General features: G+C 33.7%; 11 protein-coding genes. 7 read left to right on the top strand and 4 right to left on the bottom strand.

What is annotated here, in order from left to right; genetic code table 11:
* Window positions 1–3: 3 nt before the first annotated feature.
* Window positions 4–705, bottom strand: a complete 702-nt coding sequence (locus tag ABZP37_RS10570; protein WP_366182841.1) for a DUF2064 domain-containing protein — start codon at window positions 703–705, stop codon at window positions 4–6.
* 381 nt (window positions 706–1,086) lie between these two features.
* On the bottom strand, window positions 1,087–3,720 hold the full coding sequence (locus ABZP37_RS10565) for a valine--tRNA ligase (protein WP_366182839.1): 2,634 nt from the start codon (window positions 3,718–3,720) through the stop codon (window positions 1,087–1,089).
* A gap of 203 nt (window positions 3,721–3,923) precedes the next feature.
* Here ABZP37_RS10565 and ABZP37_RS10560 point away from each other — a divergent pair, with 203 nt between their 5' ends.
* Window positions 3,924–4,313, top strand: coding sequence for a DUF1573 domain-containing protein (locus tag ABZP37_RS10560; RefSeq protein WP_366182837.1), 390 nt, complete (start codon window positions 3,924–3,926; stop codon window positions 4,311–4,313).
* A gap of 46 nt (window positions 4,314–4,359) precedes the next feature.
* On the opposite strand, the gene ABZP37_RS10555 is transcribed toward ABZP37_RS10560, so the two are convergent.
* Window positions 4,360–5,685, bottom strand: a complete 1,326-nt coding sequence (locus tag ABZP37_RS10555; RefSeq protein WP_366182836.1) for a PDZ domain-containing protein — start codon at window positions 5,683–5,685, stop codon at window positions 4,360–4,362.
* A 122-nt stretch (window positions 5,686–5,807) separates the two neighbouring features.
* Between ABZP37_RS10555 and ABZP37_RS10550 the strand changes: the two genes are divergently transcribed.
* From ABZP37_RS10550 to lgt, 5 genes are all read left to right on the top strand, one after another.
* Complete coding sequence (locus ABZP37_RS10550; RefSeq protein ID WP_366182835.1) at window positions 5,808–7,031, top strand: pyridoxal phosphate-dependent aminotransferase; 1,224 nt, start codon at window positions 5,808–5,810, stop codon at window positions 7,029–7,031.
* A gap of 287 nt (window positions 7,032–7,318) precedes the next feature.
* On the top strand, window positions 7,319–7,990 hold the full coding sequence (folE, locus tag ABZP37_RS10545; RefSeq protein WP_366182833.1) for a GTP cyclohydrolase I FolE: 672 nt from the start codon (window positions 7,319–7,321) through the stop codon (window positions 7,988–7,990).
* Window positions 7,991–8,170: 180 nt separating this feature from the next.
* On the top strand, window positions 8,171–9,649 hold the full coding sequence (gene cysS / locus ABZP37_RS10540) for a cysteine--tRNA ligase (RefSeq protein ID WP_366182831.1): 1,479 nt from the start codon (window positions 8,171–8,173) through the stop codon (window positions 9,647–9,649).
* 63 nt (window positions 9,650–9,712) lie between these two features.
* Window positions 9,713–9,946, top strand: coding sequence for a membrane protein insertion efficiency factor YidD (gene yidD, locus ABZP37_RS10535; protein WP_366182830.1), 234 nt, complete (start codon window positions 9,713–9,715; stop codon window positions 9,944–9,946).
* Between the two features lie 107 nt (window positions 9,947–10,053).
* Window positions 10,054–10,980, top strand: coding sequence for a prolipoprotein diacylglyceryl transferase (gene lgt / locus ABZP37_RS10530; protein WP_366182828.1), 927 nt, complete (start codon window positions 10,054–10,056; stop codon window positions 10,978–10,980).
* 120 nt (window positions 10,981–11,100) lie between these two features.
* On the opposite strand, the gene ABZP37_RS10525 is transcribed toward lgt, so the two are convergent.
* On the bottom strand, window positions 11,101–13,317 hold the full coding sequence (locus ABZP37_RS10525) for a T9SS type B sorting domain-containing protein (RefSeq protein WP_366182826.1): 2,217 nt from the start codon (window positions 13,315–13,317) through the stop codon (window positions 11,101–11,103).
* 540 nt (window positions 13,318–13,857) lie between these two features.
* Between ABZP37_RS10525 and ABZP37_RS10520 the strand changes: the two genes are divergently transcribed.
* Complete coding sequence (locus ABZP37_RS10520; RefSeq protein ID WP_366182825.1) at window positions 13,858–15,309, top strand: IS1182 family transposase; 1,452 nt, start codon at window positions 13,858–13,860, stop codon at window positions 15,307–15,309.
* The last annotated feature ends 211 nt before the right edge of the window (window positions 15,310–15,520 follow it).

The following is a 15,520-nucleotide window of genomic DNA, read 5'->3' as shown; positions in this document are numbered from 1 at the left end:
AGTTTAAGCAAGTTCAGGCGACCCTTTATTGTAAAATTGTTTAAAATAAGCAGTAAAATAAGTAACTGTTTCCAAGGTAAAAAAAGAAAAACGTTCCTGCATCAATGCCATTAAAAAGGCTCTTAACTTGGAGAAATAATGTAACCTTGAAGCAGATTCTCGAAAGGAACGAGTATCATTACAATCCTTTAATCTCGGAAGTAAAAAAATATTTAGATTTTCAAAATGGTCTTTCAAACCCTTAAAAACAGTATGACTTTGCCAAGCAATCGCTTCAAACTCCTTTGGATTAAAAACCTTTTTTGAGATTCCCATTAAGTACACACCACCATTCCAATCAGAACCTAAAACGATGTCTTGTTCTTGTAGTCTTTGTGTAGCATGCAATAATACGGTGGACGACATTGCCAAACTGTCATTACCTATCACAATGACTTTTTCAAAACCTTGATCGAATACTGATTGAACTGCAGCAGTAATTTTGGTTCCAAAATTTGTTCCTATCTGGGTCGTTTCATCCGAAATAAAATAAGGTAATTTTGTTTTTTGAACTGTATGAATTGCCTTTTGGTTTAATTTTTTCCACAACAAAATATTGTTCTTGGAGTAAGAACTAATTTTTTTGGACAATGCCTCAGTTCGCTCAGTTTGAGCAAAAAGCAAAATCGCAGTTGTTGTTGTATTTAAATTATTTTTGCCATTCATATTTTTATAGACGCAAAAAAATCACATCCCTGACATTATTTCATTTATATTTTAAAAATTGGTTGATTTACACACCCACGAAGGATTTAGAACCCTTCGTAGATTTGTAATTCCAACTTATATACTGCAAACAGCACCAATGGGTTTTATGAATGCTCTTTATATTTTCGTAAATAGAAAAAAATAATTTCTTGATAGCCCTGATCGCAATGGCATCCTCTTGTATGCGTTAGCAAATACAAGAGATATAATGTAGAGCAGGACGGAGGCTAATTTATGAAAAAGATTCTTTCTGCTCCTGAAACTTCTAATTCGTTTTTACTATTCAACAAAAAAGGCTGTCTTGTGGACAGCCTTTTGAGGTATAAATCAATTACAGTATTACTTCAAACCAGCAATACTTTGTTCAATAGTTTCGATTTTTGCAAGCGCATCTGCTTCTTTTTGTCTTTCGTTTGCGATAACTTTTTCGGGTGCACCCGCTACAAATTTCTCATTCGATAATTTGCCTTGTACAGATTTCAAGAAACCTTTTGTGTACACCAATTCGGCCGTTAGTTTTTCAATTTCGGCAGCTACATCAATATTTCCAGCAACTGGAATAAAATATTCATTCGAGTTCACACGGTAAGAAAGTGCTCCATCCACTTTTTCGGCTACGTATTCAAAAGAAGATATATTCCCCAATTTGGTTACAACAGTATCAAAGTAAGTCGAAATCGCATCATTATTGATCGCTTTCAACTCAATAGTATCCTTGAATGGAATGTTTTTGTCTTTACGAATCGTTCTAATTCCCGAAATTACGTCCATGGTGATGTCAAAATCAGCAATCAAATTAGCGTTGAATGGTTTTGCTTCTGGCCAAGTCGAAACAATCAAAGCTTCTTTTGGAGTTCTTTCGGCGATTAATTGCCAAATTTCTTCCGTTAAGAACGGCATGAAAGGATGCAACAATTTTATGTTATTTTCAAGCATTTCTATCGCTTTCGCAAAAGTTACGCTATCAATTGGTTGTTGGTAGCCCGGCTTGATCATTTCTAAGAACCATGAACAGAAATCATCCCAAACGAGTTTGTAGATTGCCATTAAAGCTTCTGAAATTCTATATTTATCAAAATTATCTTCAATCTCAGCTAATACTTGTTGGAATTTAGCTTCGTACCATTCGATGGCCACTTTTGATGATTCTGGTTGCTCAATTTCGCTAGAAACTTCCCATCCTTTAATCAATTTGAAGGCGTTCCAAATTTTATTCGAAAATCCTTTTCCTTGGTTGCATAATTCTTCATCAAACATGATATCGTTTCCTGCAGAAGCACTCAATAGCAATCCTACACGCACTCCATCAGCACCAAATTTCTTGATTAATTCTAATGGTTCAGGCGAATTACCCAATGATTTAGACATTTTACGCCTTTGTTTGTCACGTACCAAACCTGTTAAATACACATTGGTAAATGGTTTTGCATCGGCATATTCATATCCAGCAATGATCATACGCGCTACCCAGAAAAACAAAATGTCTGGACCGGTAACCAAATCATTGGTTGGATAGTAATATTTAAAATCTTCACTTTCCGGGTCCATAATTCCGCCAAAAACAGACATTGGCCACAACCATGAAGAAAACCAAGTGTCTAGTGCATCTACGTCTTGTCTAAGGTCAGAGGTTAGAAGTGAGGGGTTAGAAGTTTTAGCTTGCGCCAATTTCAAAGCATCTTCAATATTTTCAGCAACTACAAAATCTTCTTTTCCATCTCCGTAGAAATAAGCTGGAATTTGTTGTCCCCACCACAATTGGCGAGAGATATTCCAGTCACGTATGTTGTTTAACCAATGCGCATAAGTATTTTCAAAACGTTTTGGATGCAATTTGATATCACCATCTACCAAAACAGATTGGATTGCTGGTTTTACCAAATCTTCCATTTTAAGAAACCATTGGTCAGATAATCTTGGTTCGATAACGGCTTTGGTTCTTTCAGAAGTTCCTACCTTATTCAAATGGACTTCTGTTTTGGTCAAATCTCCGTTTTCTTCCAGTTCTTTGGCGATAGCCTCACGAACCACAAAACGGTCTTGCCCTTGGTAATGCATACCAAAACTATTGAAAGTCGCATCTTCATTGAAGATGTCAATGATTTCAAGATTGTGCTTTTCGCCCAACGTTTTATCATTCATATCGTGTGCAGGCGTTACTTTCAAGCAACCCGTACCGAATTCAATATCAACATATTCGTCTTCTATTATAGGAATCACACGACCACAAATAGGCACAATCGCTTTTTTACCCTTTAAATGTGCAAAACGTTCGTCATTTGGATTAATACAAATAGCCGAATCTCCAAAAATTGTTTCGGGACGAGTCGTTGCGATTGTTAAATAATCTTCTGATCCTTCTATTTTATATCTTAAGAAATATAATTTTCCTTGTCTTTCTTCAAAAATAACTTCTTCATCGGATAAAGTAGTTTTGGCTTCTGGATCCCAGTTTACCATTCTGTATCCACGATAAATCAATCCTTTGTTGTACAAATCCACAAAAGATTTGATTACAGAAGCAGACATATCCGGATCCATAGTAAATTTAGTACGTTCCCAGTCACAAGAACAACCCAATTGTTTCAATTGCTCTAGGATAGTTCCACCGTATTTCTCAGTCCAATCCCATGCATGCTTCAAGAACTCCTCGCGTGTCAGGTCATTTTTATTAATTCCTTCCGACTTTAATTTGGCTACAACTTTGGCTTCTGTGGCAATAGAGGCGTGATCAGTACCAGGAACCCAGCAAGCATTGAACCCTTTTAAACGAGCACGACGTATCAAAACATCTTGAATGGTATTGTTCAACATATGTCCCATGTGCAATACTCCTGTGACATTGGGTGGCGGAATCACAATGGTATAAGGTGTTCTATGATCTGGTTCTGAATGAAAATAGTTGTTTTTCATCCAGTAGTCATACCATTTATTCTCAATCGTTTCGGCGTCAAATTGTGCGGGAATTGTCATTGTATTTTTTATTTGTTTAAGTGGTTATATGTTTAATCGATTAAGCAAATAACCACTTAAACATATAAACTTTCTACTTTGGTCTGATTCTTGTAATTCAATTAGGGAACAAAAGTAAATAATTAAGTACACTATAAAAAGCGAAATAAAAAATTGTGTCCTAATTAAAAGCAAGTATCTTTACTTTTTCAAAAATAAAACCCATGAAAAAAATAGCCGCTTTTATCGCATTCCTATTATTTTGCTGTATTGGATTCGCACAAAATGGAGCTAAAATTGATTTCAAAGCCAAAAACAATACTATCGATTTTGGTACCATTACAAAAGATCACGACAATGGAATTCGCGTATTTGAATTTACAAATACAGGAAACGCCCCATTGCTTATCTATTCGGTTCAATCTACTGCTGGGTGTACTATCCTTTCTAAAACATCGGATTCTGTACTCCCAGGGAAATCAGGGAAAATTGAAATAAAGTACAATATGACATCGGGACCAATTAGAAAAACTATTACTGTAGAAACGAATGCAGTAAACTATGACGAAGGTAGGATTCCATTAAAAATTAAAGGTGATGTCATCGCCAACTAATACACACCAAATACTCCAAAGAATCAAAACCTTGGAGTATTTTTTTTTATAGAATATCGATTAGTTTAAATTTAAATTGGTGTCTTTTTCCATTTCTAATCACTTCTATCGTAATATATTTTTCGTTTTCTGATTTTAAAATAGCATATATCTCTTGATAAGAATAGCTTTCAGCTGTATGCTTATTTATTGAAACAATTATATCTCCTTTTAGAATCCCCGATTTTTCAGCTGTGGAATTTAACCGTACACTTGCTATTTTATAAATAGGTTTTAATTCAAATTTGTACTTAAAATTGCTTGATGTATTTTTAACATTTAAATTAAAAACTGTTGCCGTTTTTAATAAAAGTGACTTTCGTGTATCTTCAATATTTACTAATTTCATTCCCGCATGTATAATCTCAAGGCCACTTTTATTATACAAAAAGGGGTTTTTGAACATTTTATTGGGTTTTAAATACATAGCTCTATTTTTATAGTCCATAATCACAGTGAATCTTTTTAAAATTTCTCCTCCTACAGATCCCATTCTTTCAGGAATAAATTTTAAAAATTTTATTGAAGAAGAATCAGGAAAAGCAACTATAGGGTTTGAAAACTTAAAATCTAGCAATCGAAATTCATCTATTTGAGCCCTTTTACCAAAAACATCTCCACTAAAACCTTTACCTAAATAATCTTCAAAATTTTTATTTGGAATTGCTACTTTCTCATTTTCAAAAAGCCAAATTGAATCGCTATTGCCTATATCTACTAATAATTTCAAGGAATCAACACTTCCATTCAATTTTACATTTCCAATAAGGTAAGGCTTGTTTTTTTCAATACTGAGAGGAACCTTAGAGAATTTCGCTTCTATTTTTTTTCTATTCCTATTGTTATCATCATAAACTGTTATCCTATGTCTTGAATAATTAATTTCTACCAAATTATTTTTTAAAAAAGTATACCCCATAATACCATTTACAGGAACTCCAAGATGTTCTGAAAAATTAAATTCTTCCCCTAGAACTATATATAACAAATGCGAACGTGATATCATGCCTTTGACTTCTAAAATATTATCCGTAGATTTCAATCCAGGAACAGTATAATCACTTCCAAAACCTTTTAACAAAACCTTCTGCGTATTCTTAAATTCGAAATCATTTTGATCATCAATACTAAAAACTATAGTTTGAGCAACACCCGAATCTAATAAAAAAGTCAACTCAACTCCATTTATTTTTAAAGGTACTAGCACTAAGTTATTTACGAGTTGAAATGAAAAACTTACCCTGTTCTTTTTTTTTATAAATTGAAAATCATCTTGTCCCATAATAGGAAAGATTTGAAGAAAACAGAAAAAAAATAAGATTATTTTCCCCATGTTATAGTAGTTTTTATAAATTTAATAAATATCTTGCATTTTTTGCTAGATATTTACAAATTGTGTATCCAGCATTAAGTTAGTTCAAAAAAAAATCGCAAATTTGCACCAAATTCAGTAACATGCCTAATATATCAATAAGAGGACGCAAAATGCCTCAATCCCCAATACGTAAACTAGCTCCATTTGCAGATATTGCAAATAGAAAAGGATTAAAAGTTTACCACCTTAACATTGGCCAACCAGACATCAAAAGTCCTGAAAAAGCCATACAAGCTATCAAAAACATTGAATTAGATGTAATTGAATACGGTCCCTCTGAAGGGAATAAATCCTATAGAAAAAAACTAGCTCAATTTTACAAAAGACAACGTGTCAATGTAGATACTAAAGATGTTATGATTACCACCGGTGGATCTGAAGCTTTATTATTTGCTATGGGTAGTATTATGGACCCAGGTGATGAAGTAATTATCCCAGAGCCTTTTTATGCTAACTATAGTGCCTTTTCTGAAGAGTCTGGTGCAAAGGTAATCCCTGTAACTTCTAGCTTTGAAGATGGTTTTGCTCTACCTTCTATTGAGAAATTTGAAAGCTTAATCACGCCACGAACCAAAGCGATTTTAATTTGTAATCCTAGTAACCCTACTGGTAATTTATATTCAGAACAAGAAATACAACAATTAGGAGAATTAGTCAAAAGACATGATTTGTTTCTAATTGCTGATGAAGTATATCGTGAATTTATTTACGACAAAGAAGATATTCATTATTCTGTAATGAACCTTGTAGGCCTAGAACAAAACGTTATCATGATTGACTCTGTATCCAAAAGATATAGTATGTGTGGTGCTCGTATTGGTTGTATGGTTACCAAAAACAAAGAAGTAATCGCTACTGCAATGAAATTTGCACAAGCGCGTTTATGCCCTCCAACTATTGAACAAATTGCCTGTGAAGCTGCTCTAGATACTCCAAAAAGTTATTTCACAAAAACAATTAAAGAGTACAAGATAAGAAGAGATACATTAATAACTGAATTGCTTAAAATTGAAGGTGTTGAAGTAACACTTCCAAAAGCAGCTTTTTATTGCATTGTACAACTTCCAGTAAAAGATACCGATCATTTTGCGAAATGGTTATTAAAAAATTACGAATTGGACGGAGAAACCGTAATGATTGCTCCTGCAGCAGGATTTTATTCGACTCCAGGAATGGGAAAAAACCAAGTTCGTATGGCTTATGTCTTGAAAAAGGAAGATTTAATCCGTTCAGTTCAAATCTTAAAAGAAGCTCTTAAAGTATACAAAGCTATAAAATACAAAAAACCAATGGTTATTGACTAAACGAACTAAAACATAGATGACGGTGTTTCCTATAAATTTATAAGGATTCTCAAAAAATCAGTTGAAATAATCATCATCCCTGTCTTTTTTATAGTTTAGTACTAGCTGCGGATAACCATATTTGATTTATAACATATAAATAACGGCAAAAACCCATTTATTAGGTTTTGCCGTTATTTTTTTACCTAGAAAATATTTTATTTAACTTTTGTCGAATTACATAGTTTCATAATTATTAATTAACTTTGCCAACTTAAAAATAACCTCTTTTATAATAGAAGAATTTGATGATACAAAATGAAGAATTACATGATGAAATAGGAGATAATCATATTGGTTCATGTGCAAAAAACCCTGTCCGAGAAGACGCTTTTGACCTAAGTGACGATGAAAAGATTGAATTGATAAAGAAAGATGTTGAAAGCATTCTACAAACACTAGGAATGGATTTGACGGATGACAGCATCAAAGGAACACCAAATCGTGTGGCTAAGATGTTTGTTAAAGAAATTTTTGGTGGATTAAATCCAAACAAAAAACCAAAAGCTTCAACTTTTGACAACAACTATAAGTATGGTGAAATGTTGGTAGAAAAAAACATTACACTCTACTCTACTTGCGAACACCATTTACTACCTATCATTGGAAGAGCACATGTGGCTTATATTTCTAAAGGTACAGTGATTGGGTTGTCTAAAATGAATCGTATTGTGGAGCATTATGCAAAAAGACCACAAGTACAAGAACGTTTAACGATGCAAATTGTACAAGAACTTCAAAACGCACTTGGAACTGAAGATGTTGCTTGTGTGATTGACGCTAAACACCTTTGCGTAAATTCTCGTGGTATTAAAGATATTGAGAGTAGCACTGTGACTTCTGAATTTGGTGGTAAGTTTAAAGAAGAACAAACTAGACGTGAATTTTTAGATTACATCAAATTAGAAACTAAATTTTAATTGCCCCACTAAATCCATAGCCCTGATTACTTCATAACTTTTATATTTTTTTATATGAGTTCAGTGAATTACATTTGAAGTGGAAATCCTTTTTAATTTCTAGTCTGAGCTTTTTAGAGGCTAGAAATTAAAAAAGATTGAAATAAAAAAATCAGGATAAAGCTCCAAAAAAATATAAAAATGCCTTTATATCGTACTCAAAACATAAAATTATACAATTCTCTATCTGGAGAGAAAGAGGCTTTTATTCCTATTCATGAAGGAAACGTAGGAATGTATGTTTGTGGCCCTACAGTTTACAGTAATGTACACTTGGGTAATTTGCGTACTTTCATGTCGTTTGATATCATTTTTCGTTATTTACAGCATGTCGGATACAAAGTACGTTATGTACGTAATATTACTGATGTGGGACACATGGTAGATGACGCTGATGAAGGAGAGGATAAAATTGCCAAAAAAGCACGATTGGAGCAACTTGAACCAATGGAAGTTGTACAACGCTACACTGTAGATTTTCATGAGATTTTAAAAGCTTTCAATTTCCTACCTCCTAGTATTGAACCGACAGCTACAGGACATATCATTGAACAAATTGAAATTATCAAAAAAATAATTGATTCTGGAATCGGTTACGAAGCTAACGGATCGATTTATTTTGATGTGGTAAAATATAACAAAAACCACAATTACGGTATCCTAAGTGGACGAAATATTGAGGATATGCTTGCCAACACTCGAGATTTAGACGGGCAATCAGACAAAAGAAACCCACAAGATTTTGCTCTATGGAAGAAAGCAGAACCACAACATATTATGCGTTGGCCATCTCCTTGGGGTGAAGGCTTCCCTGGTTGGCATTTAGAATGTACGGCTATGAGTACCAAGTACCTTGGTAATCATTTTGATATTCACGGTGGCGGAATGGACTTAAAATTCCCGCATCACGAATGTGAAATTGCACAAAACGAAGCTTGTACAGGACAAACGCCTGTAAATTACTGGTTACACGCCAATATGCTGACCTTAAACGGTAAAAAAATGGCTAAATCAACAGGGAATAATATTTTACCTGGAGAAATTCTTTCTGGTAAAAATGATATTCTAAGCAAACCTTTTCCGGCATCTGTAGCACGTTTTTTTATGCTTCAAGCACATTATCGTAGTATACTTGATTTTTCTGATGATGCGATTGTAGCAGCTGAAAAAGGATACAAACGATTGATGGAATCTATTGACGGGCTTAAACAAATTTCGCCTAGCCCTAAAAGTACACTAGCTATTTCCGAATGGAAACAGTTGTGTTATGACGCTATGAATGATGATTTTAATTCTCCAATATTAATTGCACAATTATTTGAAGGAGTTCGTTATATTAATTTATTAAAAGACAGAAAAGAAACAGTAACTGTCGAAGATTTATCAAGTTTATCAACGGTAATGAATGCATTCGTTTTTGATGTTTTAGGCTTGGAAAACGAAAAAGTTTCGAACAGTCAAAATGAAAAATTAGAAGGTACCGTTAAACTTCTTATAGAAATGCGTAATCAAGCGCGTGCAGACAAGAATTTTACTTTATCTGATCAAATACGAGATCAATTACTTGCAGTCGGAATTCAACTAAAAGATAGCAAAGAAGGCACAAGCTTCACTATATAATTAATTAGGTTCAATTGTTTTAGCAATTGGACCTTTTTCATTTAATGATACAATCCTCTTATAATGAAATTAACAACTCCTTTTATATTTCTTGTTCGATTTTATCAGTCAGCCATTTCTCCATTTACACCTGCTGCTTGCCGTTTTGAACCTACTTGTTCCTCTTATATGATTGAGGCACTACAAACACATGGATTACTTTATGGTGGATATTTAGGATTAAGACGTATTTTAAGCTGTCACCCATGGAGTAAAACAGGTTATGATCCTGTACCGCCTAAGAAAAACAACAATTAAATTAACACCAATTAAGACTGTTAAACTGTTCTTAATACCTCTTCATAACTTCAATTTAATATTGAAACTCAAAACAAAAACAGTATTTTTACACCAAAATTTACATAATGACACACGTATTAAACATTGTATGGAACCCTTCAGAAGGTATTGATTTAGGATTTTTCGTGATACGTTTTTACAGCCTCATGTTTGTAATTGCTTTTGGATTAGGGTGGTACATCATGAAAAATATTTTTGATCGTGAAAATGAGTCCATAGAAAAACTAGATTCTTTATTCGTTTGGACTGTATTAGCTACTTTATTAGGAGCACGACTGGGACATGTTCTCTTTTATGATTGGGAATATTTCCGCAATCATTTACTAGAAATCTTTCTTCCTTTTCGATTTACGCCCTCATTTGAATTTACTGGATACCAAGGTTTAGCGAGTCACGGTGCAGCAATATCGATTATAGTTGCCATGTATTTTTACAGTAAAAAAGTACTTAAAAGACCCTTGTTATGGATATTAGACCGTGTAGTAATTGCTGTTGCAAGTGGTGCTATATTTGTACGCTTAGGGAATTTCTTTAACTCTGAAATCGTTGGTAAAAAAACTGATTCAATATTTGGAATTCAATTTATAAGAGACCAATTCTCACCTAGAGAAGCCGTCTCTTTAACAAATATTTCAAATCCTACAGAGGCATATCATGCGATTGCAAACAACCCTCAATATTCGATGTTATTAGATCAAGTTCCATTAAAACATCCAGCTCAATTATATGAATCCTTTTGCTATGTATTTGTATTTGCTTTATTGTTGTTTTTATACTGGAAAACGGACACGAGGTTAAAATCAGGCTATTTATTTGGGCTATTTTTAGTTGCCTTATGGACTATTCGCTTTATTGTTGAGTATGTTAAAGAAAGTCAAGGTGGTTTTGAAAGTTCATTAGGTTTATTTTCTACAGGGCAATGGTTAAGTATTCCATTTATACTAATTGGTTTGTATTTTATCTTTACAGCCGAAAAGCCAATCAAATTATAGAAAAAAAACCTATAACAATAGAAAAAGAGGGATGATACAATATTGTATCATCCCTCTTTTTCTATAAGTAAATCATTAAACTAAAATACTTTGATTCAATTCCTATTTTTGATTACTAAACTAGCGTTTTAAGGAAAAATGAGATTTAAACTTTTTAACAACATTAGCCTCTACATAATCAATAGTAAACCAATAATCAGTTGCAGGCATTGGGTGCCCATTGTAATAGCCACTCCATCCTACTGAATTAGGTTTTATTTCAACTAAAAATTTTCCATAACGATCAAAAATGTGAATTCTAGCATTTACATCATCTTTCAGAGTTTCTATATTCCAAGAATCATTAAAACCGTCACCATTTGGTGTGAAAAACCTTGGAAAATCAACAACTAGAATATTTGATTTAGTTATTGGAGCACTACAACCCACAGGGTCTTTTACCGTTACGGAATGAAGTCCATAAGGTACATTTTCAAAAATTGGACTCGATTGAAAAGGACCAAAATCAAATTGATATACATATTCCCCCGCAGCAGTAGCATTTATCGTTACGACTTGATTTTCTACAAAAGCATCAGTGACTGTCCACTGGAAATCTATCAAAGTATTCGATTCTTTCACCGTAATTGGAAGCGTTTTACTACTAGCACATTGCCCACCATCTGGCGTAAACACATAATTAACAGTTCCTAAAACCGAACTATCTACAAAAGCAGGGCTCCAAGTCCCTGTAATTGGGGGAGTATTTTCAGAATTCGTAGGTAAAACAAGATCTCCTGAATTTTCACAAATTACTGAAGGCACTAAGCTAAACACAGGTACTATTATTGCATTTACCGTTACTGTCAAAGTAGCATTATTCGCACATTGTCCCGCAGTAGGAGTAAATGTATAAGTAGTTGTCTTTGTATTATCTAAAATAGGCGACCAACTTCCTGAATATCCATTATTTGAAAAAGTAGGTAAAGGTGCTAATGCGTCTCCAGAACAAATTGGTGCTACGGCATTAAATGTTGGGGTTACTTTAGAATTAACAGTAACAGTCATCGTCGTATTTAAAGCACACTGACCTGCATTAGGTGTAAAAGTATAGGTGGTGGTAGCCGTATTGCTAATCCCCGGAGACCAACTACCTGTTATTCCTTCATTAGATACTGTAGGCAATGGCGCTAGTGGGTCACCAGAACATATTGGTCCGACTGCATTAAATGTTGGAGTAACATTATTAGGTATTACTGTTATTGTAGTTGAATACGTTGAAGCAGATGTACATTGTCCTGGGTTAGATGTAAAAGTATAAGACGTAGAACCTAATGTTGAAGTATCAACAGTCGATGGACTCCAAGTTCCTGTTATTGGTGGCGTATTATTGGAACTTGTAGGTAAACTATAAGTTGATCCTTGGCACACGTTTGCTGGAATCGATGTAAAAGACATGGTTACTAACGGTTTTACTGTAACACTTAACGTTTGTGTTGTAGCACAAGGGTGTAAAAAAGGGTCAGGTGTGAACACATAATTTCCACTTGCCGTGTTACTCACAACGGCTGGTGCCCAAGTTCCTGAAATACCATTAGGGGAAGTAGGCCCTAAGATTGGGGCAGGTGAACCTGTACAAAATGGAGGAATCGGTGCAAAATTTGGGTTAGTTGTAGCTGTACCACAAGGAACCGTACAAGTTATAGTTTGAGGCGGAACACAAGGATGAGTTGCCGATGACAAAGTCATTGTTGCACTTTGTCCAGGTAACATTCCAAAAACTTGTTGATGCGAAACATTTGTTGTTCCAGAAACTGGCGATCCACCTTGAATAGTATAAGTATAATTATATGTATTAGATATCAAGGGATTGTTAGACCAATCAAACATAACTGATGAAGCCTTATCAGGAGCTAAAACTTGAGACGGATCACATCTATAATTTAAAATTACAGCTCCATTATTAGCAACAACATTAACTACTATTTGTGCTCTTGGACTGACAGTACTTCCGTCTGTTTGACTTACGTAATAAGTTGTAGAACCAACTGAATTGGTGGAAGGTGTTGGAGCTGTAATTGATGGAGTACCTCCTGTTGCAGCAGTACCATACCAGAACAATGTATTTCCAGGATCAGCAGTAGCAGTCAATGGGCTAGCGGGACTATTTTGACAATAATAAATTGGTGATTGCACTATTGGAGCCGCAGGTGGAGCAAAAAACAAACTTTTATCAGCCTTGAACCCTATGCTTGTTGTTACAACAAGACTATTACTAAATGTAGTAGCGAACAGACTTGCATTCAAAAAACACACAACTATATAAAGAAGAGTAGATGACTTTATAAATTTTTTCATTGTTAAAAATTTAAAATTGAACTTGAGTGAAGAATCTCATTATTTCAACATTTAGTAAATATATAAAATTTGAAATTGTTAAAAAATTAAAACCGACTAATAACAACATTTAATAGCTATTAAAACAGTAAAGTATGTTTTCAAAAATTATAACTCTTATAAAAAACCTAAATTAAATATTTTTAGTATTAAATCCTGCATTAGTAAATTTGCTAAATTAAAATAATACAATTTTATAATTCTAATTCGTAAAAGAGTGTTTTTTTTTTGACTGACAAAAAAACAACTAAACTTCCAAAATACATTTATAAAGGCAGTATTTTATTTTTAACGTAATTCGTTTTATTTAATTAAAATTGACAACTCAAAGAGTTACTGTAATTCCCAAAACATTTAAAAATGGTACAAAAAAAAAGACCTAACTGTAAGCGAGGGCACTGAAAAAGTCATTTACAAAAAATCAGCATAAAAAAGGAGCAGTAAAATTTTATTTACTGCTCCTTTTTGGTTATATTTAACTGTAATTATAAGGCTTTTTAGATGTTAGTTCAGCAACAACAAATTCAGTTCAGCGAGCATTCCTCGTTATATGATTTAATCATTCCTAAAGATAATCTTCTTCGAAAAATCAATGAATTAATTGATTTTTCATTTATCACCGATGAACTTATACATACCTATTGTGTAAATAATGGTCGTATGGCAGAAAGTCCTATTCGTATGTTCAAATATCTACTTTTGAAAACGATTTATACGGTCTCGGATGTTGATGTTGTTGATCGCTCTCGTTTTGACATGTCCTTTAAATATTTTTTGGATATGACACCCGAAGCCGATGTTATCAACCCAAGTTCATTGACAAAATTTAGAAAACTCCGCTTAAAAGACACCGATTTATTGAATTTATTGATTAACAAAACGGTAGCCTTAGCCATTGAAAAAGGTGTTATTCGTTCTAAATCTATAATAGTTGATGCCACACATACTTTATCAAGGTCAAATCCATTTTTAGCTATAGACGTACTGAGAGAACGTTCCAAACAACTTCGTAAAGTGGTTTATTCATTTGATGAACAATGGAAAGAACGTATGCCAGAGAAGAACAACGAGAATGATTTAGAAAAGGAGTTGGCTTATAGCAAAGAGTTAGAGAAAAGACTAGAAGAAGATCCTTCGGTGAGTTTGATACCGGCCGTAAAAGACCCTACTCGATTTAAAATCAAAAAAGACAAAGAAGATACACAAGAAAATTTAATTTTATCAAAAGATACCGATGCCAAAACTGGGCATAAATCTGCCGAGAGTTCTTTCTTTGGCTACAAGACTCATTTAGCTATGACCGAAGAGCGCATCATAACAGCAGCCGTAGTAACATCGGGAGAAAAAGGAGATGGACCGGAGTTGCCAAAACTCTTAGAAATTAGTCAAGAAAATGGAATTGAGGTAGATACTATTATTGGCGATGGTGCCTATTCGGGGAAAGAAAATCTTAAAATCACAAGTGAGCAAAATATTAAAGTAGTGGCCAGACTAAACCCATCCATAACACAAGGATTTAGAAAAGACGAGGATAAATTTGATTACAATAAAGATGCCGATAGGTTTGTATGTCCTGCGGGTCATATGGCAATACGAAAAGCACGAGGTGGAACCAAAGATATCGGGGAAAATCAAGTCGACACTTACTATTTTGATGTTGAAAAATGTAAATCATGTCCTTTAACAGAAGGCTGTTATAAAGAGGGAGCAAAAACAAAAACATATTCGGTATCCATAAAATCAGATTTATATCAAGAGCAAATATCCTTTCAAGAAACAGACTATTACAAAGAAAAAGCAAAGCACCGATACAAAATAGAAGCGAAGAATAGTGAGTTAAAAAATGCACATGGTTTTGACAGAGCGATATCTTATGGCATAAACAATATGCAAATGCAAGGAGCAATGGCTATTTTTACAGTAAATTTAAAAAGAATCATAAAACTAATGTAGGAAATGCGTTCTACTTGCGTATTGTCTAAAATACACTCATTTTAAGCCAAAAAATAGACTCCTAAAATCTAAAATAAAAACAGTTGTAAAATTTAAAACGCTTATAACGGATGTTTGAAATCCTGTTATAAGCGTTTTTTTAATCTTTGAAAAATAACACAAATCGAAATAAGCGAGGTTTTTCAGTGCCCTCCTGTAAGCTAGGTCTTTT

The sequence above is a fragment of the Flavobacterium ovatum genome (assembly GCF_040703125.1).
Taxonomy (GTDB): Bacteria; Bacteroidota; Bacteroidia; order Flavobacteriales; family Flavobacteriaceae; genus Flavobacterium; species Flavobacterium ovatum.
The sequence above is the reverse complement of the archived record's forward strand: the minus strand, read 5'-3'. Positions and strand labels throughout refer to the sequence as shown.